Here is a 25,609-nt window from a genome sequence, read left to right as displayed (position 1 = left end):
GTATCGAGAACCGTTTTCGTTATGCTGCTTCTCGATATAAGTTTGTTTCGTTGCCCTTCACAAATTCGAAGTGACTGTTATGTTACTCAACCAACGATTACAACCACTTATAATCTTGCAAGATGCGTTCTGTTAAATCATTAAAATCTTTGTCAAGGTTTTGACGTGTTTCATCTTCTTCATACCATCTAACAATCTCTTTCACGCCTTCGCTAAAAGGAATCTTTGCATTAAAATCTGGAACGATGCTTTTAATTTTTGAATTATCAAAAATCATACTATGCGTCTTGTCTCCTAGTAAACCATCGCCAATCTCTTTATTGTAAGTCGCTATTATTTTAGAAGGGACATGTACCAACAGAGGTTCTACTTGTAGTTCTTTGGCAAACAGTTGATATATTTGATTCCAAGGGAGCCACTCGTCATTGGTGATGTGATAGGCTTCATTAATCGCTTTAGGGTTTCCTAAAAGACCAACAAGTCCCACGGCAAAATCTTTATGGTGTGTAATGGTCCAAATAGAGGTCCCATCGCCATGTACAATCACTGGTAAGCCTTGTTTCATTCTGTGCAATGTAGTATAGCCACCAGTTATGGGGATGCTGGTTTTATCGTAGGTATGAGACGGACGTACGATGGTATAAGGAAATCCGCTTTTGCGGTAAGCGTCTCGTAATAAGTCTTCGCAGGCAATTTTGTTTCTGGAATATTCCCAAAACGGATTATCTAACATCGTGTCTTCGGTGACTGGAAGTGTTTCTGGGGGTGTTTGGTAAATAGATGCCGAGCTTATAAAAACAAACTGATTGGTTTTACCTGAAAATAGTTCGATATCCTGTTTGATGTGTTCGGGTTCAAAAGCAATCCAATCGACCACCGCATCAAAATGATGATTTTCAATAGCCTTTTTAGTTTGCTCTATATTTCTAATATCCGAAATGATGGTTTTTACACCTTCTGTAGGCCGCGTTTCATTTTTCCCTCGGTTTAAGTGGTATAAGTCGATGCCTCTAGAGATTGCTAATTCCGAACATGCTGAACTTATAACTCCCGTACCTCCAATGAATAATACTTTCATCCTTTTTTAATTTCTTTTTTTAGTCAATGGCTTCCCATAATTGCACTTTGTTGCCCTCGCCGTCCAATATGTGAACAAATTTACCATAATCAAAGGTTTCTATGCTATCCACGATGGTGACGCCTTCTTTTTTCAATGCTTCTACAAGGGCTTCCAAGTTTTCCACTCGGTAATTTATCATAAAATCTTGTGTAGAAGGTTCAAAATAGTCGGTGGTTTCAGGAAAAGGCGTCCATTGCGTTTGCGCTTTTTTAGTGCTGTCGGGTCCTTCGTACCACTCAAAAGTAGCACCGTAAGGGTTGGTGTCTAACCCCAAGTGTTTATGGTACCATTCGGTTATCTTTTTCGGGTCTTTTGCTTTAAAAAACACCCCACCTATTCCTGTAACTCTTTTCATGTCATGACTATGTTTTGCGGTTGTTGTTATTGTTTTAAAAGCGACACCCAAACAAAACGTAGTCGCTAGAGCCAAAGTTATTAAAATTGTTTTTTTCATTTGTAAAACGATGCCCTCTTTATTTAGGGTCGGGTTAATTGTTTAAAGGTATGGAAATTCCAAGAGCAAATGCACCAGCAACTTGTTCAACAGTTGGTTGGGCATAGAACGTAAACCCTAAATCGACATTGTTTTGGCGCCCCAGTTCCAATCCAAAAGAGATGGGGATATGATAAATAGGGCCACTTTTACGAATGTCTGTAAAGGTTGTAAATGTTTCAAAATTTCCTATGGATGCCCCAATACCTATTTCAACAAAGGGTGCTACCCAAGGAATAGGGGCTCTCACCCTTACTTTTCCACCTAATAGAAAAGCTTTGGTTTCTGCTTTTTCATTGGTTGGGTTGTCATCAATGTCTTTTCCGTTGGAATGGGTTAATACCATACCTGCGTAGGGTCTTAACTCCAGCCAAGAAGCCACACCAAGCACGTATTCGCCTTGTAGATAAAAACCACTGTCTGCAATGTCGTCCACACTGTAATAGGGCGTACTCATGCCATAGCCAATTAATGCCGTAATCGATTTTTCTTTAATAGATTGTGCCTCACAGAGACTGGAAGCTAAAAGTAACAGTAATACTGCGGTTTTTTTCATGGTGGGTTACAATGGGTTTTTATACATTAGGTTGTTTTATAATCGAGGGCTTTCAAAGTATACAAGCGCAGCGTGTTTAGCTATTATGCATTCGTGGTTTGTTTTTTTCTATCACTTTATCAAATTTGCTATCCATGCAGACACTCAAATCGGTCGTTATAAATTTTCCATTGAAGAATAGACTGAAAATTGTCGCAGGAGTTGGTGCTGATTGAGCTTGTTCCATAGTCTCCAGTTTAATTAACTTTAATGGCAACTTTCTTTTTTCTGCCGTTTTTTTCAAAGATGTTGTCACATGGTACTCGGAAAACGGACAACGATTTGAATAATAAATCACGATGCCATTTTTATCTCCACACTCTCCGCTTTTTACAGAATCTTTGAATTTAGGATTGTTAGCCTTTGGATTTATCTTTTTTACAAGTAAACTAAATCCTGATGCAAGTTTCTCACAGGTGTCAAAACCTTGTCTCAATAGCCATTTGGTATCACTCATAAAGTGAAACTTATTTGTTCCAACGACTGTTACCAAACCGTCTTTACCCTCTTTCTTAGCATCGTCAATCGCAAGTTTTAATAATTCTTTGCCATATCCCTGTCCTTTATATTGTCCAGAAACCCAAAAACAGTTTATCAATAAATAATTTGAAGCATCTATTGGAACCCATCCTTTTTCAGCAGGGCCATACTCAATAAACACTTTTGCCCTTGCATCTATCCTTCGAAAAACGTATCCGTTTTCAAATTCCTTTCTCAACCAGTCTTTTTTTAATTCGTAGCCCTCCTTGCATTTTTTATCAGAAATCGCACAGCATATATGCTCGTTGTCAATATTCGATGTGTTAAGTGTTTGAATCTTATCCATTGTTTTAAAGTTTCATTATATGATTTATTCAAACTTAAATATAGGGATTAATACCCTATGTCGTGCCATTACGCATAACACTTATATACCAGCAAACAAACAACTAACTTGAGCTGAGTTCTTTTATCTGTTTTTGAAACTTTTGCTTTAACAATGTCGTTTTCTTGAACAATTTCAAGGAGTTCGTATGTTGGGTCAAATACCGAGTCCCATTTCAACCATTCCAGATAACCTTTTTGAGAAAAATGTTCTTGATAATCAGTTTCACTTTCTTTAATCGTTATACTATCACTCACTAAAGTTGTCATTGCAGAATCATCAGAATTGTCTAGAGCCTTATAGTATTGTTTAGCAATGTCAAGTTTGTCAATGTTGTTTGTAGACGTTTTGCAAGACATACACCCCATTGTTAAAAACATTACTAGCACTATAATTTTATTCATTAGTATTGAGTTATTGGTACAAAACATATCTCGGTGGAACAAGTCCATTCAGTCGCATATAAACCAGCATTTGTCCTCTGTGATGGGTTATGTGGTCGGCGAGTAATAATAATACCTGTCTTTTGGTTCTATCCGACCCAAAATAGTCCAATCTATCCTCAAGTTTATGTATGTCAAAATTTGAGATGAATTCAATGGTTTTGTTAAAAGTCTCATCAATTTTGGCAATCATCTCTTTTTTTGATTTATTATCTACTTTTAGTTCCGTATCGGTATTCCAATCTCTCGCTGCACGTCCGCCCATTAATGACTGACTATGCCAATCCATTGCCCAACCTATATGCATTAAGTTTTCTGCAAAGCTCATGGATTCTGGTGTCGCTTTGTAATCATAGATGTCCTCTGGCATAGTTTCCGCCACAAGAAGTAAATACTTTTTTGAATTTTCCAGGCGCTCTAAATATTCTTTGATAAAGTCATTTTCTTGCGCTAACATAGGAGATGCAAATGAAGAGCAAAGTATTATCGAAGTAAGAATAATGAAGTGTTTTATGTGTCTCATTTAGTGCAATTTTGAATATTCGTTGATTTTTTTGCAATGCATTTTATAGATTGTTGGTAACCTGTTTTTCAATGTCCAAAGCGAAATGGATGATACTTTCAACGTGTATTTTAGTCGTGTCGAACACGGGTAATTTAAAATCTTCTTGTCCAATTAACATAGGTATTTCAGTACAGCCTAAAATAATGCCTTCGGCACCTCTCTCAATTAATCCATTTGCATATCCCATGAATTTTTTCTTGGATGCTTTACTTACAAATCCTTTTCCAAGTTCATTTTTCAAGATATCTTGTATGTCTTCTATATCTTTTTTTTCTGATGGAATAATGCTCTCAATATCATAGTCTTTCAGTTTATTTCGGTAAAAATCCATTTCCATTGTAAATTTTGTACCTAACAGTCCTACTTTGCTTAGCTTTTCCTTTTTGATTTCTATTGCAGTAGCTTCTCCGATATGAAGTATTGGAATGTCAATGTTTGATTGAATGTCGTCAGCGAATACATGCGCTGTGTTAGCACACAAAACGATAGCATCTACATTATTAGAGACCAGGCTTTTGCAAGCATCAAAAATTAGGTCAAAAGCATTCGTCCATCCTTTGTTTTGAATATCCGAAAAATTCAATGAATATATGATACATTCTGCAGAGTTTAAACCGCCTAGTTTGTCATTGATTCCTTGATTGAGGTATTTATAATAATCTAAGGTTGAAGTCCAACTCATGCCTCCTACCAATCCTATTTTTTTCATTCTCTATCTTTTTTTTAAATTGTAGCTAAGTGTGGGTTATATTTTCTGCGTAAACCGAAGATAGCAAATTTGCGAGGACTTTCGAGAAGAAAGTCAGAAGCAATGAACATTATGCGAAATTGTAAATTTCGTACAGTGGTTCAACCGTTTAATTTACCCATCATTAAATTTGACTAATCTTTAAATCACGAACATTATAATCAGCGATTAATTCATTTAAAAGCTCTGTGGTAATATCCGAACTACCTTGTAATATTTGTAGAAATATTTCAATTCTATCGTCTGAGGAAAGCGTGTTTAATTTTTCCTCATCACGAAAAAAAAACATAACATCTTCTCGGTTTATAGTTTCCGTTTGTTTTTTCATAGTTGCCAACGGTTATCTTTTATGTTTATGTATATCTTGAATGGTTGCGTATTTAAGTACCTAATTTAGTGCGAAGTTGCAAACTTCGTACAGCGGGGGAGTACCGTATTATTTCGCAAGAAATTAATAATCAAGCAATTATTTTTTAACAGATTTTTGTTTCTTATAGGTTAAATTTCTCTTTTGCTTTTTTCCAATTTTCATTTAGTATTGGTTTATTCACGCTTGTTTTTCCGTTAGATAATTCACCTGAAAAGTGGCAATATTTTTCAGGAAAATCAGGGTCTTTGTACTTATTCCACATCTTAAAAGCTTCATATTCCATTGGTTTTTCGATATTAAAAGCTATTTCTTTACCAGTCCTTATGCAATATCCAATTTCATTTTTGATATTGTCAGTAGTTTTGCTCTCTTTTTTTTGAGTGTTTTTTTTGAATATTTTGTTATAGCTTTTATTATTAAAAAAATCAGAAAGTTTATCTGTTTCAATTTCTGATTTTATATATTTTTTAGAACTTAAAATATTCTTTTTTTCATAAACAGGTTTTTTTTCAAAAAGTAATTCGGCTTGTTGTAAAACTGTTTCAAAATATTCCCAAGAATCATTTTCTAAATTATTTTCTCCAGTAAATGTTCCTCTTAATGTTTTTTCCATTAAAATTCCAGTTTCTATATTATTGTTTTGAGAAAATCCATATAAATTCATTGAAGATAGGATTGCTTTGGTCTCGTTCGCATAATATTTTGCGTGTAGTCTTTTTTCGAATAGAATTTCAATATTTGGAAATTGTTTAAAAAAATCAAAATCCTCTTGTTTCATACTTCTTGACATATCATCTTCATTCTTACCAAAAAGAACAGTAATTTCTAAATCATCTCTGTCAAGTTTTGTTAGTAGAGTAGATTTATATCTGTCGTGAAGTTTTATATAAGGTGAAATCAAAATAATATTACCTTGAGCAGATTCAAACAGTTTTTCAAGTTCTGCATTTAATTCATTGCCCTTTAAAAATTTAGCCATTATTTAAATTTAATTATTTATTTTGTTAAATAGTTTTTCTGTTTGAGTGAGTTCAGCTTGTTGCCAATGTCTCCCGTTGTTAGCGCTCGTTATAAATATAACTTATTTTTTGTTTTGTAACTGATTTTCTAGGACGGCACTCGTTGCAAACGAGCGCTAGCGGGGATATAAAAAGCAATTACTTTAGCCATTGTTACCAGCTTTTTTATTCATTTATCACTTTTGCGATTATTCTACCTCTTGTAATTCTCGCACTCCTACTATTAGTCCCTTGAATAACATTTTTAATGTATTCTTGCACATCATCTGACATATCATTAGCATCTACTTTTGCATAGAAATTTTTTAAATTGGCCTCAATCTTTTTGTTATCGTATTTTTTTGATTCCTTAAACTGTCCTCTATGAAGCTCAACGATTAGTGAGAATAAGTCATTCTTTTTATAAACTCTTGACTTTTCATCAAAATTTAAAGACTCAATTTGATTAAGTATGAACTCAACTTCTGTTTTAAGTTTTTCAGAATCTGGAAACTCATCATTATATTTTTCAAGGAATGTCTCGAATTCAGTTTCAAGATTAAAATAAGTTGATAATAGTGTAATAGAAGTTAACAAAGAAAAACCTAGGTCTCTCATTCTCTTTATATCGTTGTTGGTAAACACTGAATGGTCTTCGAAAAATGAATTTTCAGATAATTCTTCAGCAAACATTTTCAGTGCTCCATCAAATCTTGAATTATGAATTTCAACTGCATTTAATGAGTAATTCGTTGAGTTTATTCGTTGGAAAATAGTTTTAATATTCTCAATCGTTTGTTTCCCTAAATCTCTTATTACGACCTCATATTCTAAAAAATCTTCCTGTTCCTGTGGTGTAAGTTTATCATAAGGTAAAACGTCAGAAGGATATTTTATCTCATCTGAACCAATAAAATATTGATATAAAGTTGAAATTCTTTGTTGACCATCAACTATCATTTCGTTTCCTTCTCCACTAGTAAGATTTACATCACCTGCGGCAATATAAATTTCTGGAAAAGGTAGCCCTTCAAGAACTGTTTGAATAAATGCTATTTTATGTTTATTTGCCCATACTAATCTTCTCTGAAATTCTGGGCGTGGAATTAATGTGCCATTTTTAAGACCTGAAAGTAATTTTCTTAATCTTAGGTTTGTTCCTGATGTTTTCATTTTTATTTAATTTCTAATTTGCATTCTGAAATTGATTTTAATTGATATTTCTCTAAAAAATGCCAATTTCTGTATAGTCCTCCTCTGATTTTGTAAGGTCCAAACTTATTACTTGAAGTTATTTCATTAAAAAAGTTCCACCACTGATTTTGAGTAAAATCAAATTTAGGTGATATTGGCAACATATCAGGTCTCATCCATCCTTGGAAGTGATATGTTGTAAATTCTTGTTGTCTATTCCAATAACCTTTATCTTCTATATAATCATAGAGGAGTTTCCATATATCATCAAATAAACTTTGAGAAATTATTGCGACATCTATATCTGATTCCTCTCCAAAAACTCTATACCTTTTTTTTCCTTTTTTTAAGTTTTCGGAAATGGAGAAACCGAGTTTACCGGAACCAACTATTAGAACTTCATTCGGATGAATATTAAAATGGTCAGCGATTGAGCCTTTTAAATCCAAATACGTATCAGAATCTAAAACATAACTATCTCCAGACGTGATAAATTTTCTAACTACATCTACATCTTTTTTTAATTTAAGTTCAGATTTGAATTCTTGTATTTTATTTTTAATCATTTTTTTTAATTGCTGACAACTTGTTTATATTCATAAATTTTATAAACACATACCCCCATTTTAGAAGTATATGCCTAATTTTCAATATATATTAAGTAATTTATGAAAACAAACCAAACATAACATTTTCTTACATAAAAACCAAAGAACATCTTACGTTTCAAAAATATTCTTCAATCAGCATATTTTCCAGTTATACAGTACTTTGCACCCTCCAGGTATATCAATGCTCGGGTTTAGTTCCACCTTTGTTCGTGCAAAGCCCCATTTAAAAAAAATACACCCGAACGGTTCTCGAACAAGACTCGAACAAAACCCGAACAAACGGCCTCCTTTTTTGGGCAGATGTGTCAAAACGTGTCAAAACGTGTCAATATGTGTCAAAACGTGTCAATACGTGTCACCATCTTGCAAATATGTTTTAGGCATTGTAGGTTTGGTACTTATTAACCCCAAAATCTTTTTATCATGGGAACATTTAGTAAAGGCATCCTCGGAGGTTTCTCCGGAAAAGTTGGCAACGTTGTGGGTGCACGTTGGAGAGGTAAAAACATTTTACGCAGTTTGCCTCAACGCGGTACCTACCTGCCCACACAGGCGCAGTTGGACCAGCGCGATCGTTTTAAAACCGTTATGGTGTTTTTAACCCCTATTAAGCCCATCATTTCGGCTTATTTTGGTAAGCCACAAGGCGACAAATCCACTTTTAATTTGGCAACGAGTTACCACATTAAAGAGGCGTTAGAGCCTGGTACGCTTGAGGCCTATGTGATCGATTACCCCAAGGTGCTCATCAGTAAGGGCGACCTGCTTGGTATGGTGGACGGTAGCATTTCACTCGATGGTACCGACCTGAGCATCTCCTGGAGTGATAATAGTGGACAGGGCAATGCCTTAGCCACCGATGAGGTGGTGGTAGTGGCCTACTGCGAAGCTCTTAACTTGTTTGAAACGGCGAACCCAGGCGGTACGCGTGATTTGCAAGGCATGCAAATGGCCCTGCCAGGTTATTGGGCAGGTCAAGAAGTGCAGGTTTGGGCAACCTTTGTAACAGCCAGTAAAAAACTGGCGGCTACAAGCACCTTTTTAGGCAGTATATTTATAGGCTAAATAGGTGTTTACCAAAAAAGTAGGGGTTGCCATAGGTGGCCCCTATTTGATATCGGGGTTTATAGGGAGCCATATGGTATGCAGTTTTTTCCCCATAAGTTGTTGGATGTATATTTTAGGAAAATAGATAACCCCTCCCACCTTGGTATAAGGGACTTGTTTGTTTTTACGCCAACGGTACAGCGTGCTTCTGCTTACCTTAAAATATTGAACCGCGGTGGCAGAGGTGATCCAAATTTCATCTTTAAGGTGCTTTGGGTTTAAAAGATTAGGCATGATAAAGACATTTTCAAATTAAAAATAGATGCTACAGTTTATAATAAAATAGTGCGTATTTGCATGGTAAACAAGTACATAGATATTAAAATTTTTTCAGAAATAAAATAAGTACTTGTAAGTATTTTATTATTTTTAACATTTTCCACAGGTCTTTGTGGCTTCTTTTTTTTAGATAGCACCCAGAAAAACCAACATCAGGGAACTCTTATAAGCTTGTTGGTATGTGGTGCGATGGGTTTTGGAACAGGAGCTTATTCGATGCCAAAAACCAGACTTCGATACCTCCAAAAGCAAATCACATTCTCATTTTTAAAATTCTTTTTTAGCTGGTTGCTTGGGGCGTCCCAATACCTAGCAGAGATACCCCATATCCTAAGGATTTATGGACATGTCTTTAAGTATCAGTCAGATACTTTATGGCAGAGCAGCTCTTTTGCAGAGGCCGTTTAGCCGAGTCATACCGGGGCTTTTCCTGCCTTCGGAATATATTATTTAGAATATATCTAAATAATATTTGATTTTTAAAATATAAAAAATACATTTGCACCTTATTTTAAATTAATCTAAATAATAATTGATAAAATGACATCTTTGCGCAAATTAAGTGTGACCTTTTGTATGCTATTCACTGTGTTTTATAGCTTAGCCCAAGAGCAAAAAGGGAGCATTTCCGGGACTATTAGTAATGGTAATGGGAACCTATTATCTTTTTCAACCATCTATATTGACGAACTGAAGAAAGGAGCGTCGGCAGACGACCTGGGTAAGTATATGTTGGAAGCCATTCCTGCGGGCACTTATACCGTGACGGTTTCTGAAATAGGGCATTATTCCCAAAAGGAAACCGTGAGTTTGGAAGCTGGACAGAACCTGCGTCTGGATTTTGTGTTAAAAGAAAATATTACGGCCTTACAAACGGTTGAAATTACGGGTCGTAAAGAAAAGAACTATAAAAATACCAGCTCTTTTGTGGGAGCGAAAACAGAAATAGCGCTTATGGACTTGCCTCAGGCCGTTTCTTACGCCACCAAGGAACTTATTGCAGACCAAGGCGTGATGCGTATCGGCGACGTGGTAAAAAACTTTAGCGGTGTGAACCAAAATACATTTTACGATGATATCATCATAAGAGGTTTTAGGGTGAACGGACAAAGCAACACCCAATTGTTAAACGGTCTGCGTACCTCTACTGGTTTTTGGAAACAACCTCTAACCAATTATCTGGAACGTGTGGAAGTGCTTAAAGGCCCAGCCTCGGCCCTGTTCGGAAACGCCTCTCCAGGAGGGGTGCTTAATCGAGTGACCAAAAAACCTTTGGACGAAGAACGGCATTCTTTAAGTTTTTCAACGGGTAGTTTTAATACCCTAAGAACCTTAGCCGATTTTACAGGGCCACTTAGCAAAGATAAATCCCTTTTATACCGCTTAAACATTGGGTATGAAAATGCCAACTCCTTTAGAGACTTGCAGTTTGATAAAAATATTGTGATAGCGCCATCGGTGTCTTTTTTACCAACCGATAAAACCCGGGTGAATTTCGACCTGATCTACAACAGCTCCAAAAGCCGATTAGATAGAGGGCAATCTACCTTTAAAAACGATTTGTATTCTACGCCTGTGTCCTTGTCCCTGAGCTCTGCAAACGATTATTTAGATGAAGAAACCTATATTGTCACCCTGGCATTGAACCACCAATTTACCGATAATTTTTCCTTTTCTGCGTCCTTTATACGTACCGGCTATCATGAAGACCTTTTGGAACACCGTGGCGCAAATAAGTATGCAGTAGACGGTAACGGCGATGATATTGTAGATTTAATTGCCATGCAGGTATTCCAACGCCAACGCAAAAGGTACATAGATAACCTCTCGACCTTCTTCAATTACAAAACACAAACTGGAGCGGTATCCCACAATCTGATTTTTGGATATGATTATGCACAGGAAGAACTGCCTGCGGGGTCGTCGCAATTACAGGCTGGTGGCTATAGAAATGCCGCTAACGATGGCTTCATTAATACCTATAATCCTAATAACAGCAGTGCCTATCTATTGGACGCTAACGGAAATCCCGTGCCGAATGTGGCCCATTATGATTTGAACAACAGAATAGCATCGCAGCAATTAAAGGATATGAGCAAGTATTTTTATAATGCTCGTGAATTTGGACCGGACTTTTACAATTCCAACGGCGTGTACATTCAAGACCAGCTGACATGGAAGCAATTAAAAATGCTGATAGGTCTGAGATATGATACCTATACCGATAAACTCAATTATACTACGAACGAGGAAAAAAATGTGAATCAACATGCCTTTTTGCCAAGAGTTGGGTTGACCTATTCCATTACAAACAACATCAACCTGTATGGTACTTATGTAGAAGGCTACAATCCCCAAAGTGCAGCCAATATGGATCCGACCCTTGGAGGGCCTTTCGACCCACTTACCAGTAAGATGGTAGAATTTGGGGGTAAATCCACCTGGTTTGATGGAAAACTGGATGCTACTTTGGCGTTGTATAAAATCGTTCAGGAAAACACCTTGTACAATGTGGCTGGCACCGATGAATTGGAACAAATAGGAGAAGAAGAATCGAAAGGGGTGGAAATGGATGTGACGGGGCGCATCTTTCCAAACTGGAGCATTACGGCTTCCTATGCATTTAATGAATCGAGCATTACCAAAGATGCCGACGGCAATGAAACGGGCATACAAAAACCCAATACTCCAAAACACCAAGGTAATTTATGGACCCGTTATAATGTGAAACAAGGGATCTTTAAGGATTTCGGACTTGGAGTAGGTACCAATTTTGTCACCGAACGTGTGTTGCAACAAAACAGCGATCAAACCATTCCAGGATATACCCTGATGAATGCCGCTCTGTATTACCAGATAAATAAATTCTCCATTCAATTGAACATCAATAATTTTACCAATAAAACCCATTGGGTAGGGGGCTACGATTATATTAGATTATTTCCGGGCAGTCCAAGAAATTACCTGTTAACCGTTGGATACTCTTTTTAAAGCCCTTTAGGAATGCATCTTAATAAAAAGTCGTTCTTCCGTATCCATGGCTGGATAGGCATTAAGTTAAGCATACTATTTTTTATAGTATGCTTTTCTGGTACCATGGCGACACTGAGTCACGAGATGGATTGGCTGTTCAACCCAGACATACGCGCCAAAGCCCAAGACACCTACGCCCCTAAAGATGTGATTGTCGAGAATCTGAAAACACAATTTCCAGAAGGGGACATGACCTTGTGGCTGGCAGCAGAAGCGCCTTATTTATGCGATATTATTTATGTAACCGATAAGGGGCAGCAATGGTACGTATTTGCCAATCCCTATACGGGAGTCGTACAAGGCGCTACCAAACTCACCATCCAACGTTTTTTTAGGGATTTACATTATTACCTCTTTACGCCCCAGTACCAGATAGGCTATTTTATCGTGCTTCTTTTTGCTTTTATGCTGTTTATCTCTATGGGAACCGCCTTGTTTTTTTACAAGGATTGGTACAAAAAGCTGTTTGAACTGAAACGGGGCAAAGGCCGTGTGTTTTTTTTCCGAAGCCTGCACCGACTCGTAGGTGTCTGGTCCGTACCATTTTGTATCTTGTTTTCCATGACGGGCATGTGGTATTTTGTAGAAAGAACCAATATTGCCGATGTGGGTACCATAGCCAATCCGGCCATCCCCAAAACAGAAAGTCTGAAAGCTGCTGGCAAGGCGGCTAAAATAAACGCCTACACGATTGATTATGATAAAGCGGTAAGCAAAGCCGAAGCCGCCATTTCAGGATTGGAAGTTAAAGATATATATCCTCCCAAGAACGCTCATGGCAGCATATACCTTACGGGCATCAGCGATGTGAAGCTGGTGAGGAACCGAGCCAACAGGATTTATATCCATCCTGAAACCTACGAAGTCATTGGCGTACAAAGAGCCGATGCCCTGAATACAAAAACATGGATTAACGATATCATAGACCCCTTGCATTTTGGTACTTGGGGTGGCCTCCTTACCAAGATTATCTGGTTTTTTGCAGGTCTTTGCATTTCGAGTCTTGTGTTAACAGGCATTTGGATTAGTTTAAAGCGGAAAGTAAAGAAAAAGGAGCAACAGAAACGGCAACAAATGGGTGGATGGAAGTACATCAATGGGGCTTTAGTAGGCGGAGCCCTGTGTTTTATGTACTATAAATTAATCTATCAGTACGGGATATCCACCAGAGCCTTAGGTATCATTACCTGCGGATGGGCGGTTATTATCAGTATGGGATGGTATCTGTTCGTATATAGATTGCACAAAAAATAAGATAGGTTCTATTTTAGGTACCACTAGAGCAAGTCCATAACACCCATGGATTAGCTCTAAATGGTATGGGTTTGTATCAGGATTTGGGATGGGAAAGCATTACACATCCAACAATACACCAAATATCCTAAAATTAGATGTACCTTTGGACAAAATTAAAGGAGTAACCTAAATGAATAGTGTTTGCTTCAAAAAAACAAACTATGTCATTTACGTCATTAGGCTTGTCCCAAGCCTTGCTAAAAGCGATTAGCAAAAAGGGATACACAACTCCTAGTCCTATACAACAAAAAGCCATTCCGCATATATTACAAGGGAAAGATATTTTGGCATCCGCACAAACAGGTACGGGAAAAACAGCTGGGTTTACCTTGCCGTTGTTACATATATTATCTGAAAACCCTAAAGAGAAATTCAGCCCCATTCGTGCGTTGATATTAACCCCAACACGAGAATTGGCAGCGCAGGTGTATGACAATGTGAAGGAATACAGTACCTTTTTAAATATAAGAAGTGCGGTGATTTTTGGGGGAGTCAATCAAAAACCTCAAATAGCCACCATGCGCCAGGGCATCGATGTATTGGTAGCCACACCAGGGCGTTTATTGGATTTAATCAATCAAGGCCACATTTCCTTAAAACGTGTAGAGATTTTAGTATTGGATGAAGCCGACCGCATGTTGGACATGGGCTTTTTAAGAGATATAGAACGCATTATAAAAATGATGCCAGAAAAACGTCAGAATTTGATGTTTTCGGCAACCTTTTCTCCAGATATTAAAAAATTGGCACATGGTATTTTAAACCATCCTGTACAAGTAGAGGCAACTCCCGAAAACACGACGGTGGATGCCATTAGCCAAAAAGTGTACCGAGTGGCCAAAGGGTTAAAAACAGATTTGATTACAAAATTGATTTCTGAAGGGAACTGGAAACAAGTGTTGGTTTTCGGGCGCACGAAACATGGTGCTAATAAACTCACTGAAAAGTTAGTAAAAGCAGGCATTACCGCTGCGGCTATCCACGGTAATAAAAGTCAGGGTGCCAGAACCAAAGCCTTGGAAGGTTTTAAAAAAGGTACGGTGCGTGTGTTGGTGGCGACCGATATTGCAGCACGTGGCTTAGATATCCCCTTATTGCCACATGTGATTAACTTTGAGATTCCTAACATCCCAGAAGATTACGTCCATAGAATTGGTAGAACGGGTAGAGCGGGCGCCAGTGGCGAGGCCATATCCTTAGTAAGTCCTGATGAAACCACCTTTTTACGAGATATCGAAAAGCTGGTAGGCATGAAGATTCCTTCGGAGGTTATAGCAGGTTTTGAACCCGACCCAAATGCGTCCACAGAGCCAGAAAAAAGACAACAAGGTGGCGGAAATCGATCTAGAAATAGCGCTTCATCCAGACCATCAAATTCAAATAATAAAAATGCCAACAGTTCTAGACGACCCAAACGCAATAACGAGCGTTCTAGAAGTGATAGAAGAAATTAAGAGAGATGTCACCTATTTTAAGAAACAAGATTATAGAAGTCTGTGATAAAAAAATAAAAGACAAAGGCCTGAATGTAGGCGTGTCTTTCTACGCTTTTTTTGAGAATAAAAACACCCAACCCGAATTGTTGATGGAAGCCGCCACTTGGTGGATTAAGGAACATAAGCTGGACCATTTTGAGAAAGCTGTAAAAGTCAAGGCTTTAGTTGCCTAGGTATGATGAGTACGCAACCTAACAACCCTTTGCACGGGATTACTTTAGAAAAGATCATCAACGATTTGGTAGCCCATTACGGTTGGGAATATATGGGCTATAATATCAAGATTAAATGCTTTACGGATAACCCTTCGGTAAAATCCAGTTTAACATTTTTACGCAAAACCCCTTGGGCAAGAGCGAAAGTAGAAGCCATGTATGTGCAGATGCTTAAAAAACAAAAAGTGCGGTAAACCACTTCTGTGATGCCACACTTTTAACAATACTGTTCGTTTCCAAACAGATACCTATCCGTAAAGCTATTATTGCTTGTTTTGCTGTTTTTTAATGGTCTTTTCATCAATATCAAATTTATTTGTTTTTTGATTCACATTCCCATTCGGATTGGTAGGGTTTGTTTGTTCTTTGGTTCTTTTAAATTTTTTTTTGTCTTCAATAATTCCCATACGATGTGTTTTTAAGGTTCACCCATAATATAAGGAATAGAAGCTAAAATAGTCTTAAATCTATCTTAAAACTTTAAAAGTACAGAGAAGCTCTGTCTGTTTTTTGGGATTTTTTTATAAGAAAAGCACGGATTTAAAATAGGTTTTATTTCAACCAATGCTTAAGGTCGATGTCCTTTAGTTAAGGAAGAACAGATTCTGTTTTGTCATTCCGAAGCATGAGGAATCCCACTTTTTACTCACGTTATGTGATGTCTCCGTCGTCGAAAGGACACAAAAAAAGCTTCACTTCATGACCTTGTGTTCAAGGTGACATCAGAAAACAATATATTGTAAACAGTTAAATTTTAATAAGCTATATGTCGAACTTAGGTTTTTAACTTAGCTGTTTTAACCCATCATACACGACAATACCAACGGCATTCGCCAAATTCAAGCTTCTTACATGGTCGCTGTATAAAGGGATTTTATAAAGCCTTTCAGAATATTTTTCAGTGATGGATTTTGATAATCCCACCGATTCTTTTCCGAAGATTAAAAACATATCCTCTTCAAAAGGAATGTCCCAATGCGTTTGCTTGCCATGACTAGACAGAAACACCATGTTTTGGTCTTTGTTTTTGCTAAAAAATTCATCCACACTATCGTAATAGATGATGTTGAGGTGTTGCCAATAATCCAAGCCAGCACGTTTTAACCGGGTATCATCAATTTGAAATCCGAAGGGTTTCACCAAATGTAAGTTGGAGCCAGATGCCAGTGCCAATCTGCCAATGTTTCCTGTGTTATTAGGGATTTCAGGTTCAATGAGTACGATGTTTAACGGCATAAGGGTTTAAAATAAATTCAGTTTATATGACAAAGCATTGTTTTTTAGTAAGGATTATACAAATCCCTTAATGGACATTGCTAACGTCCACTTTCCCGGCTCCTTTTTTTATGAGCAGTACAAAGGGCACACAAATTAAAAATAGCACCCCAAGATAAATAAACACATCCATATAAGACAATACGGTGGCCTGTTTTGTAACGGACATATTTAACATTTGGTATGCTCTTTCCAAAGCCTCATTGGCCGCAAAACCTTTGCTGATGAATAATTGTTGTAAGCCGTGGATGCGTTCTTGCACCTTAAAATCTATGGCACTTATATTGGGCAATAAATCGATACGATGTTGTTGTGTCCAACGCGCAATTAAGGTGGTAATGATGGCAATACCAAAGGAGCCTCCTAATTGTCGGGTCATCCCCGTAAAGGCGGCACCGTCTGCAATATCTTTTCCTTTTAAGGTAGATAAGGAGAGTGTCGTGATAGGCACAAATAATAAGCCTAGCCCAAACCCTCTAACCACTAATGGCCAAAAGAAATGCTCAGACCCTGTGTCGGGTGTCATAATAAGATACATCCATAAACTGTACACAAAGAAGATTAAAAATCCTCCGGTAACCAGATATTTTTGAGGCACTCCATTTTGTAGCATTTTACCAATAAAGGGCATCATGATTCCTGTGGTAATGGAACTAGGAATGAGGAGTAACCCCGCATCGGTCGCTGTAAACCCTAACACAGATTGGGTATATATAGGAATGATGAAGGTAGAGCCATAAAGCCCGAATCCCATAATGAAGGTCATGATAGTTCCAATACGTAAATTACCGTCCTTAAGTACCCTTAAATTCACAATCGGATGCTCGTAGGTCATTTCACGCCATATAAAAAGGATCAAGCCAAAGACAGACATGACACTTAATAGCACGATTAATGAATCATCAAACCAATCGTCTTGTTGCCCATGCTCCAAAACAAATTGTAAAGAACCAATAAACATAGTTAAAAGCAGGATGCCTATCCAATCCACCTGATTCGCTTTTAGCTTGCTTCCGTATTTAGGACTTCTTACATATATAATGGTTAAAAAAGTAGCAATAATCCCAATAGGTATGTTGATGTAAAAGATATAAGGCCAAGAAAAATTATCCACTAAATAGCCGCCTAATGGAGGGCCTAAGGTAGGACCTACAATAACACCCATACCATAAATGGCTTGTGCCATGCCGCGTTTGGCAATAGGATAACTTTCGGTAATGATGGTTTGTGCGGTCACCAATAAGGCACCACCCCCTAAGCCTTGAATGAATCTAAAAATGACGAGTTCCCAAATATTGTCGGCATTACCACATAAAAAAGAGGCTGTGGTAAAGATAACAATAGAGGTCGCAAAATAGTTGCGTCTGCCAAATTGTTTAGAGAGCCAACTGGTCATGGGGATAATAATCACATTGGCTATGGCATAAGCGGTGATGACCCAGGCAATATCCGTTAAAGAGGCCCCCAAACTACCTCTCATATCATTGAGGGCTACATTTACAATAGTGGTATCTACTATTTCTAAAAGCGCACACAGAATAGCGGTAATGGTTATAATGACCCGTCTGAAGCCATATTCCACTAAGTCGTTTTCGTCTGGTAACATAGTTTATTTTAAATGCACATCTACAATCACATTCATTCCTGAACGCAATTTTTGCAGTTTTTCTAAATCGTTGTTTTTGGTAAATTCGATTTTTACCGGTAAGCGTTGAATGGTTTTTACAAAGTTTCCTGTAGCATTATCGGGAGGCAATAATGAAAAACGAGCACCAGTTGCAGGGGAAAAGGCAGAGATGGTCGCTTCAAAATCTTCATTAGGATACGCATCGGCTTTTATAGTCACTTTTTGTCCAATTTCCATTTTATCCAATTGGGTTTCCTTAAAATTGGCAACCACCCATCGATCGGCAGTGTTAATCAAATAAAATAGCGATTGACCTGGCTGCACAAATTGTCCGACTTGCAGGCTGACGTTTGATAGTTGCCCATCAATAGGTGCCGTAACGATGGTGTAGTCCAAATCTAGTTTGGCAGCATCTACCTGAGCTTGGGCACTTTTAACATTAGCTTCGGCAACAGACACCTGCTTTTCTGATATTTGTGTTTGTTGCTGAGCAGCATTTCGTTGACTTTGACTCGCTTTTTGCTGACTTTGCAACATATTGAGTTGTTGCTCGGCTTCCTGTTTGGTAGCCAGGGCTTGCTCATATTGTTGTGCCGTAATAGAATGATTGTCATATAGGTTTTTATAGCGTTCAAAATCATTGGTAGCGCGCCATAATCTGGTTTTGGCCGTTTCGATATTGCTGGTTGCAGAACTCACCTGTGCGGTGGCTGTTTCCGTATTGGCTTTATAAGACCCAATACTCACTTCTGAAACGGTTAGTCCGCTTTTTGCAGCGGCTAAATGGGCTTCCGCTTGTTCTAGTTTTACCAAGTAATCTTGTTGGTCTATAACAAATAGTGTATCTCCCTTTTTTACTTTTTGGTTATCGGTTACATACACTTTTTTTACAAAGCCACCCACATGTGGAATGATGGGACTCATATTTGCTTGTACTTGGGCATCATCGGTTTCTTCATGATAGAAGGAATGAATGATTTTATATCCGCCATAAACCACGCCAATTAATACCAGTGTAGATATGATAACGATAAATTTTATATTCGTTTTTTTCTTTTGTTTCATGATGTGATTACTATAGTTTTAATGAATTTGATAATTGTCCTTGGGCTGCAAGTAATTCGTAATATTTTTGACTGATATCTGCTTTGGAATAACTTAAATTTAATTTGGCTTGAAGCTGATCGACATCGGCTTCCAGTAAATCATTGGTGTCTACCAAACCATTATCATATTTGTCTTTAACAATACGATAGTTTTCTTCTGCCTGTGCTTTTGATGCCGTATAAACATCTTGTTTTTTTAAAGCGAGGTTGTAGTTTTGTTTCGCGTTTTCAATTTGTACTTTAATGTCGTTGGACATCATATCGATTGAATATTGCAATTCTTGAACTTTGCTCTTGGCTAATTTTATATCGCTTTTTGCTTTAAATATATCTGAAAGGTTATAAGAAATACCCAATCCGAAATTCATGGCATTGTTGACGGTTAATGCATTTTGTAAGTCTAAAGCAATATAACCTCCCGTTAAGGCAAGCGACGGATAGAATTTACTTTTAGCCATTTTTATTTGATTTTCTGCCGCTTTTTCTTGGTACTTTAAAGCTTCCAAATCATTTTTGGTTATGGTTTCTGTTGGCATATTACTTTCAACCAACCCTATTTCGGGTGTTGTCGTTTCAATGATGCTGTTGTATGGAAGTTTTAAAAGAACGGCTAATTTGTAGTTAAGAATGTTTTTGGTTTTAATAGCGTCGTCCAAAGACAATTGAATGTTAGATTCTTGAAGTTGGGCTTTTAATAAATCGTTTCTAGCTAATAAACCGTTTTCTTCTTTGGCAGAAAAATCAGTAACACGTTGATGAGCACTTTTTAAGTTTTCTTCAATGAGGTCGATGGTTTGGGTGGCTTTATACAGATTTAAATAATCATTAATAACGTTTAAGCTTAATTGTTCTTTCTCATTCTTGGCATGATACTTTGCTGCTTGATAGCTATTTTCACTCGCTTTAATGGCATTTTGAAGTTTAAAACCAGAAAATAATGGCATGCTTACATTCGCCTGGCCCAGTAATAATTGATGCGCATTGGGTGCGCCACTATTTTGTGAATCACCAGAGCTGGAATTGCTTTCGCCGGTTTTGATTTTTAAATTGACATCAGCATTTGTCAAATACAGATATTGACCAGAGAGTTTAACGTCTGGATATTGATTGTTTTTGGTCACATTGAGTTCGTTTTCAGCAGTCAAAACCTTCGTATCTGCTATTTTAGAAGCATCACTATTTTTAATAGCTAAGGCTACGGCATCTTCTAAAGTTAATGTGGTAGGCTGTTGTGCCTGTAATGTTGAAATGCTTATAAATGAAACAATGAGTAATATTAAATATCTAGTTTTCATGTGTAAGTAACGCTTTTATGGTATTTAGAATATGTAGTGTAAGCTCATTATGAACATACAGTTCAATGGCCTCGTCATCTTTAAGGTTAAAAAGGTTTTGGTAATATTTTTTATTATTATAAAAATGAAAATAGGTCCCTAGAATGGTGGCGGTAAGTAATTCAATATTAACATGGTTTACAAAAACTCCAGCTTTCTGACCTTTCTCAACAAAGGCTTTTATAAGGTATAGGTTTTGTTTTTTTTGCTCGATGTAACTATCAAAATCAATTTGTCTAGCTTCATTTGAGAATTCAAAATTGATGATTTTGTGGGTCAGTCTGCTCTTGTGGATACGCTTTACAATTAAAGTGACAATCTCATCCAAAGTGTCTATAAAACCATTGTTTTTTGAAAAGACAGATTCCAATTGCATTCTAAAATCTGATATTCTGTATAAAAGGAGTGATTCTAATAATTTTTCCTTAGACCCAAAATAATATGAAATCATGGCAATATTGATATCTGCTGCTTTCGCAATATTACGTACAGATGTGCCGTCAAAACCATTTTCAGCGAAGAGTTTTTCGGCAGTTTCAAGAATTTGAATTTGCTTGTCGTTCAAGTCCACTATGTTTGGCTTTTTAAAAATCATGCCGCAAAATTAAACAAATGTTTTAATTAAACGTTTGTTTAATTTTGTTTTAATGAAAATTTAACAGAGGTGTTTCTATTAAAAACCGAATACATTATGTTTAATTAATTGGTTTTTAGTATTTTAATCTGTTTTTTGTTTTGTTTTTTTGGAGACGGGTTTCATGATAATTCTTAACGTACTATCATTATTAAAATAACTAATGGTCCAATTCATAAAAATTAAGAGCTTGTTTTTTACACTTAAAATAAGCATTAAATGAATGAACATCCAAGTAAACCAAGCCAATCGCCCTTGAAAGCTAAATTTAGGTAAGTCGACAACGGCTTTGCGTTTTCCAATAGTGGCCATAGAGCCTTTATCGTGATACTCAAATTCTTTTTGAGCTTTATTTTCAACGTCGTTTTTTAAATTTTGTGCTAATAGTTGTGCCTGCTGGATGGCCACGCTAGCGACTTGAGCGTGTCCTTTGGGGTTTTTTGGCGTCTCCATATAGGCGATATCTCCTAAGGCATATATATTGTGTAATGATGTAATCTCGTTAAAACGATTTACAATCAGTCTGTTGCCTCTGGTAATACATGCTTTAGGGAGTCCTTCAATAAAGTTTCCAGTAACGCCCGCGGCCCAAATAACATTTTTAGATTGAATGATTTCCCCATTATTTAGGGACACTAGCGTACCATCATAATCACTAACGATGGTGTTGGTTTTTACAATAACCCCTAGATCTTCTAGATATTTTTGCGACATTTTTTGAGATCCATGACTCATGGGGCTTAAGGTATGGGGGGAGCCTTCTAAAAGATATATGGTTAATTTGGAAAAATCTTTATCTGGATAATCTTTAGGTAAAATATACTTTTTCATTTCTGATAAAGCACCAGCCAATTCAACACCAGTTGGACCACCACCAACAATAACAAAGTTGAGTAGTGCTTGAAGTTTTTCAGGAGCCGTGATATTTAAAGCATCTTCAAAGGTTTGTAAAATACGGTTTCTAAGTTGGATAGCCTCCGGTATGGTTTTCATCGGATAGGCGTAATCTCTTAAATTGGCATTACCAAAATAGTTAGTGGTACAACCAATGGCAATCACCAGATGGTCATAATCAAAGTCACCAATAGTGGTCGTCACCGATTTTTTGTCATAATTAATTTGAGTGACTTCGGTAATTCTTATGCGTACGTTTTTTGCTTTTTGGAATACTTTACGAAGCGGAAAAGAAATACTGGCAGGCTCTAAACGTGCGGTTGCCACTTGGTACATGAGTGGTTGAAATTGATGGTAATTATGCTTATCGATTAAATATACCTCAAAGTTTGGATGATTTATTAAATCTTGTGCAAGACGTAATCCTGCAAAACCGGCACCAATAATAATGACTTTTTGTACCTCTGCCATGACTGAATTTATTTAACTACAAAGTTCACAAATTCATTTATAGTATCAATTTTTTTAGACGTTAAATGTTTTATAAAAGCCGAGCCAATAATAGCTCCTTTAGCATATGCTGTGGCTTGGGTGAATGTTTCATGGTCTGAAATTCCAAAGCCAACAATTTGAGGGTTTTTAAGATGCATATCGGCAATGCGTTTGAAATAAGCAGTGTTCTCATCTCCAAAACCAGATTGACTCCCCGTCACACTTGCGCTACTTACCATATAAATAAATCCGTTTGAAACCGAATCGATAAAACGGATGCGTTCATCAGAGGTTTGAGGGGTGATTAAAAACACATTTATCAATCCGTAATGTTCAAAAATGGTTTTATACTCGTCATGGTATACATCTACGGGTAAGTCGGGGATGATTAAACCATCGATACCTATCTCTTGACATTTTTTACAAAAGGCCTCAACACCATACTGAAGCACGGGGTTAAAATACCCCATAATAATTAATGGAATGCTTACCGATTTTCGAATATCTTTTAGTTGCTTGAACAGCACTTCGGTAGTCATACCATTTTTTAAAGCTTGTGTAGAACTTGCTTGAATGGTAGGGCCATCAGCCAATGGGTCGCTAAAAGGCAATCCGATTTCAATCATATCGACACCACTTTTTTCCAGATTCTGAATAATAGTAACCGTATCATTTAAACTTGGATAACCCGCTGTAAAATATATAGAAAGAAGTTTTTTGTCTTCTTTTAATTTTTGATTTATTCTGTTCATTGATTATGAATTTTTTTTCTGTCCCTTAAAGAAGGGAGTCTTATAATTGTATTTTTAAAATATCATGTTATTTCTAAATGTATTCTGAAAGATCTTTCCAATCAGGATTCAGACTATAGTTTAAAATATTTAATATAAGTGTCTAAATCTTTATCACCACGACCTGATAAACTCACTACAATAACATCATCTGGTTTAAAAGTTCTTTGCTCAAAAATAGCAAGGGCATGAGAGCTTTCAATGGCTGGAATGATGCCTTCCAATTGGCATAATTCTAAACCAGCGGTCATCGCTTCATCATCCGTAATTGCCATAAATTCTGCACGTCCCGTTTTACATAAATGAGCATGCATCGGGCCCACACCAGGATAATCTAAACCAGCAGAAATTGAATAGGGTTCTGTAATTTGTCCGTCATTAGTTTGCATTAATAAGGTTTTGCAACCGTGTATAATCCCCTCTTTTCCTAAAACAGACGTTGCGGCACTTTCTCCTGAATTAACACCCAAACCTGCTGCTTCAACCGCTATGATGTTCACATCGGGTTCATGTAAAAAATGATAATAGGTGCCAGCGGCATTACTGCCACCACCAATACAAGCCACCACATAATCTGGATTTTCTCTTCCTATTTGTTCTTTTAGTTGCCATTTGATTTCTTCGGAAATAATCGACTGAAAGCGTGTCACCATATCAGGATAGGGATGTGGTCCAATCGCAGAGCCAATAATATAATGCGTGTTTACGGGATTGTTAATCCAATCGCGAATGGCTTCATTAGTGGCATCTTTTAAGGTTCTACTGCCTGATAATGCAGGCACTACTTTGGCGCCTAACATTTTCATTCGGGCAACGTTTGGTGCTTGTCGGGCAATATCAATTTCACCCATGTATACAATACATTCCAACCCCATTAAGGCACAAACAGTAGCTGTGGCTACACCATGCTGCCCAGCACCAGTTTCAGCAATAATTCTGGTTTTTCCTAAGCGTTTAGCCATTAATATTTGACCAATGGTATTGTTTATTTTATGCGCTCCCGTATGATTTAAATCTTCGCGCTTTAAATAGATTTTGGTATGGTATTTTTCAGATAGGCGTTTTGCAAAGTAGAGCGGAGATGGACGGCCAACATAATCTTTTAGTAATTGGTTGAACTCTTTTTTAAAGTCAGGTTCAGCCATCACTTCCAAATATTTTTGGCGTAACTCTTCTACGTTTGGATAGAGCATTTCGGGAATAAAAGCCCCGCCAAATTCTCCATAATAACCTTTTTCGTTAACGTTGTAATTCATGTTTATTTTAATTGTCGTCATTGCGAAACTTTTGAAAAAAGTTGTGGCAATCTGTTTCTTTTAGAGAGATTACTTCAGTTGTTCCTCCTTCGTAATGACGTGGTCTTTAAATTCTTTTAATAATTCAATATTTTTCAATCCTGGATCAGTTTCAAATTTACTGTTTACATCCAAGGCATAACAATATTTGGATTCCTGCCGATGCAGGAATGACAAAACATTTTCAATCTCTTCAATCCCAATGCCCCCACTTAAAAAGTAAGGTTTTGTGGATGGATAATTTTTTAATAAACTCCAATCGAATGTGTAACCATTGCCACCAGCTAGTCTGCCCTTCGTGTCAAATAAATAATAATTGCAAACCGTTTCATAAGGTTTTAAATCATCAAAATTGAAATTGTAATCAACTGAAAATGCTTTGATGATTTCTATATCATAAGATTTTAATTTTTTACAATAGTCTGTGGATTCATTACCATGTAATTGAACGGCATGTAAATGATGTAAATGGATGTTTTTAATAACTTCATCAATTTCAGCATCAACAAAAACTCCAGTCTTTTTTATGTTTTTTGAAACTTCAGGTATGTATTCTAAGTCAAAATTGCGAACAGATTTATTATAAAAAATAAAACCAAGATAATCTGGTTGCGTTGCCGCAACTTGTTCAATATTATCTTGGTATTTCATACCGCAAACTTTGAGTTTCACTCTAGCCTTCTCTGAAGGGGAGGGAGTAGGTTTGGTTGTATTTTGATCTTCTTTATTCATG

General features: G+C 36.9%; 28 protein-coding genes. 6 read left to right on the top strand and 22 right to left on the bottom strand.

The genetic code is table 11. From position 1 onward, the window contains the following. Positions 1-97: 97 nt before the first annotated feature. The 11 genes from DKT72_RS15855 to DKT72_RS15805 all read right to left on the bottom strand — a co-directional run bounded on the left by DKT72_RS15855 (position 98) and on the right by DKT72_RS15805 (position 7,957). The gene (locus DKT72_RS15855; RefSeq protein ID WP_111309720.1) at positions 98-1,078 is read right to left on the bottom strand and encodes an NAD-dependent epimerase/dehydratase family protein; all 981 of its coding nucleotides are present in this window, start codon (positions 1,076-1,078) and stop codon (positions 98-100) included. Positions 1,079-1,097: 19 nt separating this feature from the next. Beyond that, entirely contained in the window at positions 1,098-1,574 is a 477-nt protein-coding gene (locus DKT72_RS15850) for a VOC family protein (protein ID WP_317048447.1), read from the bottom strand. A 34-nt stretch (positions 1,575-1,608) separates the two neighbouring features. After that, positions 1,609-2,169, bottom strand: a complete 561-nt coding sequence (locus DKT72_RS15845) for a hypothetical protein (protein ID WP_111309719.1) — start codon at positions 2,167-2,169, stop codon at positions 1,609-1,611. Positions 2,170-2,245: 76 nt separating this feature from the next. Next, positions 2,246-3,034 (bottom strand): GNAT family N-acetyltransferase, encoded by a 789-nt coding sequence (locus DKT72_RS15840; RefSeq protein ID WP_111309718.1) that lies wholly within the window; start codon positions 3,032-3,034, stop codon positions 2,246-2,248. Between the two features lie 68 nt (positions 3,035-3,102). Next, positions 3,103-3,432, bottom strand: coding sequence for a hypothetical protein (locus DKT72_RS15835; RefSeq protein ID WP_162623339.1), 330 nt, complete (start codon positions 3,430-3,432; stop codon positions 3,103-3,105). Positions 3,433-3,487: 55 nt separating this feature from the next. After that, positions 3,488-4,039 (bottom strand): DinB family protein, encoded by a 552-nt coding sequence (locus DKT72_RS15830; RefSeq protein ID WP_111309716.1) that lies wholly within the window; start codon positions 4,037-4,039, stop codon positions 3,488-3,490. Positions 4,040-4,082: 43 nt separating this feature from the next. Beyond that, complete coding sequence (locus tag DKT72_RS15825) at positions 4,083-4,790, bottom strand: aspartate/glutamate racemase family protein (protein WP_111309715.1); 708 nt, start codon at positions 4,788-4,790, stop codon at positions 4,083-4,085. A gap of 163 nt (positions 4,791-4,953) precedes the next feature. Beyond that, the gene (locus tag DKT72_RS15820; protein ID WP_220628140.1) at positions 4,954-5,157 is read right to left on the bottom strand and encodes a hypothetical protein; all 204 of its coding nucleotides are present in this window, start codon (positions 5,155-5,157) and stop codon (positions 4,954-4,956) included. Between the two features lie 163 nt (positions 5,158-5,320). Next, positions 5,321-6,178, bottom strand: a complete 858-nt coding sequence (locus tag DKT72_RS15815) for a phospholipase D family protein (protein ID WP_111309714.1) — start codon at positions 6,176-6,178, stop codon at positions 5,321-5,323. A 205-nt stretch (positions 6,179-6,383) separates the two neighbouring features. Continuing rightward, on the bottom strand, positions 6,384-7,370 hold the full coding sequence (locus tag DKT72_RS15810) for a DUF262 domain-containing protein (RefSeq protein ID WP_111309713.1): 987 nt from the start codon (positions 7,368-7,370) through the stop codon (positions 6,384-6,386). 2 nt (positions 7,371-7,372) lie between these two features. Further along, positions 7,373-7,957 (bottom strand): hypothetical protein, encoded by a 585-nt coding sequence (locus DKT72_RS15805; RefSeq protein ID WP_111309712.1) that lies wholly within the window; start codon positions 7,955-7,957, stop codon positions 7,373-7,375. 468 nt (positions 7,958-8,425) lie between these two features. Between DKT72_RS15805 and DKT72_RS15800 the strand changes: the two genes are divergently transcribed. Then, positions 8,426-9,067, top strand: coding sequence for a DUF6266 family protein (locus DKT72_RS15800; protein WP_111309711.1), 642 nt, complete (start codon positions 8,426-8,428; stop codon positions 9,065-9,067). A gap of 42 nt (positions 9,068-9,109) precedes the next feature. Here the strand turns inward: DKT72_RS15800 and DKT72_RS15795 are convergent, their stop codons facing one another. Then, positions 9,110-9,343, bottom strand: a complete 234-nt coding sequence (locus tag DKT72_RS15795; RefSeq protein ID WP_111309710.1) for a helix-turn-helix domain-containing protein — start codon at positions 9,341-9,343, stop codon at positions 9,110-9,112. Between the two features lie 585 nt (positions 9,344-9,928). Between DKT72_RS15795 and DKT72_RS15790 the strand changes: the two genes are divergently transcribed. The 5 genes from DKT72_RS15790 to DKT72_RS15770 all read left to right on the top strand — a co-directional run bounded on the left by DKT72_RS15790 (position 9,929) and on the right by DKT72_RS15770 (position 15,622). Then, positions 9,929-12,379, top strand: coding sequence for a TonB-dependent receptor (locus DKT72_RS15790; protein WP_235841746.1), 2,451 nt, complete (start codon positions 9,929-9,931; stop codon positions 12,377-12,379). A gap of 12 nt (positions 12,380-12,391) precedes the next feature. Then, entirely contained in the window at positions 12,392-13,675 is a 1,284-nt protein-coding gene (locus DKT72_RS15785; protein WP_111309708.1) for a PepSY-associated TM helix domain-containing protein, read from the top strand. Between the two features lie 203 nt (positions 13,676-13,878). Beyond that, positions 13,879-15,171: a DEAD/DEAH box helicase gene (locus tag DKT72_RS15780; protein ID WP_111309707.1), complete on the top strand. Its 1,293-nt coding sequence runs from the start codon at positions 13,879-13,881 to the stop codon at positions 15,169-15,171. 5 nt (positions 15,172-15,176) lie between these two features. Next, positions 15,177-15,386, top strand: a complete 210-nt coding sequence (locus tag DKT72_RS15775; protein ID WP_111309706.1) for a DUF6500 family protein — start codon at positions 15,177-15,179, stop codon at positions 15,384-15,386. Between the two features lie 5 nt (positions 15,387-15,391). Further along, positions 15,392-15,622, top strand: coding sequence for a VF530 family protein (locus DKT72_RS15770; RefSeq protein ID WP_111309724.1), 231 nt, complete (start codon positions 15,392-15,394; stop codon positions 15,620-15,622). Positions 15,623-15,691: 69 nt separating this feature from the next. Here DKT72_RS15770 and DKT72_RS18405 read toward each other — a convergent pair whose 3' ends face one another. The 10 genes from DKT72_RS18405 to DKT72_RS15725 form a co-directional block, all read right to left on the bottom strand. Beyond that, a complete protein-coding gene (locus tag DKT72_RS18405) occupies positions 15,692-15,835 on the bottom strand; it encodes a hypothetical protein (protein ID WP_220628139.1) in 144 nt (47 codons plus the stop codon). A gap of 376 nt (positions 15,836-16,211) precedes the next feature. Further along, positions 16,212-16,664, bottom strand: coding sequence for a tRNA (cytidine(34)-2'-O)-methyltransferase (locus tag DKT72_RS15765; protein ID WP_111309705.1), 453 nt, complete (start codon positions 16,662-16,664; stop codon positions 16,212-16,214). A gap of 67 nt (positions 16,665-16,731) precedes the next feature. Further along, positions 16,732-18,309 carry a DHA2 family efflux MFS transporter permease subunit gene (locus tag DKT72_RS15760; RefSeq protein ID WP_111309704.1) on the bottom strand — a complete coding sequence of 526 codons (1,578 nt, stop codon included), beginning with the start codon at positions 18,307-18,309 and terminating at the stop codon, positions 16,732-16,734. 3 nt (positions 18,310-18,312) lie between these two features. Next, positions 18,313-19,395: an HlyD family secretion protein gene (locus tag DKT72_RS15755; RefSeq protein ID WP_111309703.1), complete on the bottom strand. Its 1,083-nt coding sequence runs from the start codon at positions 19,393-19,395 to the stop codon at positions 18,313-18,315. 10 nt (positions 19,396-19,405) lie between these two features. Next, the gene (locus DKT72_RS15750) at positions 19,406-20,731 is read right to left on the bottom strand and encodes a TolC family protein (RefSeq protein WP_111309702.1); all 1,326 of its coding nucleotides are present in this window, start codon (positions 20,729-20,731) and stop codon (positions 19,406-19,408) included. Then, on the bottom strand, positions 20,721-21,365 hold the full coding sequence (locus tag DKT72_RS15745; RefSeq protein ID WP_235841745.1) for a TetR family transcriptional regulator: 645 nt from the start codon (positions 21,363-21,365) through the stop codon (positions 20,721-20,723). Before DKT72_RS15745 ends, DKT72_RS15750 begins: the two co-directional genes overlap by 11 nt. 123 nt (positions 21,366-21,488) lie before the next feature. Next, complete coding sequence (locus DKT72_RS15740; protein ID WP_111309701.1) at positions 21,489-22,769, bottom strand: NAD(P)/FAD-dependent oxidoreductase; 1,281 nt, start codon at positions 22,767-22,769, stop codon at positions 21,489-21,491. A gap of 8 nt (positions 22,770-22,777) precedes the next feature. After that, on the bottom strand, positions 22,778-23,542 hold the full coding sequence (trpA, locus tag DKT72_RS15735) for a tryptophan synthase subunit alpha (protein WP_111309700.1): 765 nt from the start codon (positions 23,540-23,542) through the stop codon (positions 22,778-22,780). Between the two features lie 113 nt (positions 23,543-23,655). Then, entirely contained in the window at positions 23,656-24,837 is a 1,182-nt protein-coding gene (trpB, locus tag DKT72_RS15730; protein WP_111309699.1) for a tryptophan synthase subunit beta, read from the bottom strand. A gap of 69 nt (positions 24,838-24,906) precedes the next feature. After that, positions 24,907-25,608 (bottom strand): phosphoribosylanthranilate isomerase, encoded by a 702-nt coding sequence (locus DKT72_RS15725; RefSeq protein ID WP_235841744.1) that lies wholly within the window; start codon positions 25,606-25,608, stop codon positions 24,907-24,909. Between the last annotated feature and the right edge of the window lies 1 nt (position 25,609).

The organism is Confluentibacter sediminis (assembly GCF_003258355.1).
Lineage (GTDB): Bacteria > Bacteroidota > Bacteroidia > Flavobacteriales > Flavobacteriaceae > Confluentibacter > Confluentibacter sediminis.
Note: the sequence above shows the minus strand (reverse complement) of the source record. Positions and strands in the feature narration are given on the sequence as shown.

Bases quoted from the DNA above. Each gene is read 5' to 3' on its own strand.
- DKT72_RS15855 (WP_111309720.1), bottom strand. From the start codon at position 1,078: ATGAAAGTATTATTCATTGGAGGTACGGGAGTTATAAGTTCAGCATGT.
- DKT72_RS15850 (WP_317048447.1), bottom strand. From the start codon at position 1,574: ATGAAAAAAACAATTTTAATAACTTTGGCTCTAGCGACTACGTTTTGT.
- DKT72_RS15845 (WP_111309719.1), bottom strand. From the start codon at position 2,169: ATGAAAAAAACCGCAGTATTACTGTTACTTTTAGCTTCCAGTCTCTGT.
- DKT72_RS15840 (WP_111309718.1), bottom strand. From the start codon at position 3,034: ATGGATAAGATTCAAACACTTAACACATCGAATATTGACAACGAGCAT.
- DKT72_RS15835 (WP_162623339.1), bottom strand. From the start codon at position 3,432: ATGTCTTGCAAAACGTCTACAAACAACATTGACAAACTTGACATTGCT.
- DKT72_RS15830 (WP_111309716.1), bottom strand. From the start codon at position 4,039: ATGAGACACATAAAACACTTCATTATTCTTACTTCGATAATACTTTGC.
- DKT72_RS15825 (WP_111309715.1), bottom strand. From the start codon at position 4,790: ATGAAAAAAATAGGATTGGTAGGAGGCATGAGTTGGACTTCAACCTTA.
- DKT72_RS15820 (WP_220628140.1), bottom strand. From the start codon at position 5,157: ATGAAAAAACAAACGGAAACTATAAACCGAGAAGATGTTATGTTTTTT.
- DKT72_RS15815 (WP_111309714.1), bottom strand. From the start codon at position 6,178: ATGGCTAAATTTTTAAAGGGCAATGAATTAAATGCAGAACTTGAAAAA.
- DKT72_RS15810 (WP_111309713.1), bottom strand. From the start codon at position 7,370: ATGAAAACATCAGGAACAAACCTAAGATTAAGAAAATTACTTTCAGGT.
- DKT72_RS15805 (WP_111309712.1), bottom strand. From the start codon at position 7,957: ATGATTAAAAATAAAATACAAGAATTCAAATCTGAACTTAAATTAAAA.
- DKT72_RS15800 (WP_111309711.1), top strand. From the start codon at position 8,426: ATGGGAACATTTAGTAAAGGCATCCTCGGAGGTTTCTCCGGAAAAGTT.
- DKT72_RS15795 (WP_111309710.1), bottom strand. From the start codon at position 9,343: ATGCCTAATCTTTTAAACCCAAAGCACCTTAAAGATGAAATTTGGATC.
- DKT72_RS15790 (WP_235841746.1), top strand. From the start codon at position 9,929: ATGACATCTTTGCGCAAATTAAGTGTGACCTTTTGTATGCTATTCACT.
- DKT72_RS15785 (WP_111309708.1), top strand. From the start codon at position 12,392: ATGCATCTTAATAAAAAGTCGTTCTTCCGTATCCATGGCTGGATAGGC.
- DKT72_RS15780 (WP_111309707.1), top strand. From the start codon at position 13,879: ATGTCATTTACGTCATTAGGCTTGTCCCAAGCCTTGCTAAAAGCGATT.
- DKT72_RS15775 (WP_111309706.1), top strand. From the start codon at position 15,177: ATGTCACCTATTTTAAGAAACAAGATTATAGAAGTCTGTGATAAAAAA.
- DKT72_RS15770 (WP_111309724.1), top strand. From the start codon at position 15,392: ATGAGTACGCAACCTAACAACCCTTTGCACGGGATTACTTTAGAAAAG.
- DKT72_RS18405 (WP_220628139.1), bottom strand. From the start codon at position 15,835: ATGGGAATTATTGAAGACAAAAAAAAATTTAAAAGAACCAAAGAACAA.
- DKT72_RS15765 (WP_111309705.1), bottom strand. From the start codon at position 16,664: ATGCCGTTAAACATCGTACTCATTGAACCTGAAATCCCTAATAACACA.
- DKT72_RS15760 (WP_111309704.1), bottom strand. From the start codon at position 18,309: ATGTTACCAGACGAAAACGACTTAGTGGAATATGGCTTCAGACGGGTC.
- DKT72_RS15755 (WP_111309703.1), bottom strand. From the start codon at position 19,395: ATGAAACAAAAGAAAAAAACGAATATAAAATTTATCGTTATCATATCT.
- DKT72_RS15750 (WP_111309702.1), bottom strand. From the start codon at position 20,731: ATGAAAACTAGATATTTAATATTACTCATTGTTTCATTTATAAGCATT.
- DKT72_RS15745 (WP_235841745.1), bottom strand. From the start codon at position 21,365: ATGATTTTTAAAAAGCCAAACATAGTGGACTTGAACGACAAGCAAATT.
- DKT72_RS15740 (WP_111309701.1), bottom strand. From the start codon at position 22,769: ATGGCAGAGGTACAAAAAGTCATTATTATTGGTGCCGGTTTTGCAGGA.
- trpA (WP_111309700.1), bottom strand. From the start codon at position 23,542: ATGAACAGAATAAATCAAAAATTAAAAGAAGACAAAAAACTTCTTTCT.
- trpB (WP_111309699.1), bottom strand. From the start codon at position 24,837: ATGAATTACAACGTTAACGAAAAAGGTTATTATGGAGAATTTGGCGGG.
- DKT72_RS15725 (WP_235841744.1), bottom strand. From the start codon at position 25,608: ATGAATAAAGAAGATCAAAATACAACCAAACCTACTCCCTCCCCTTCA.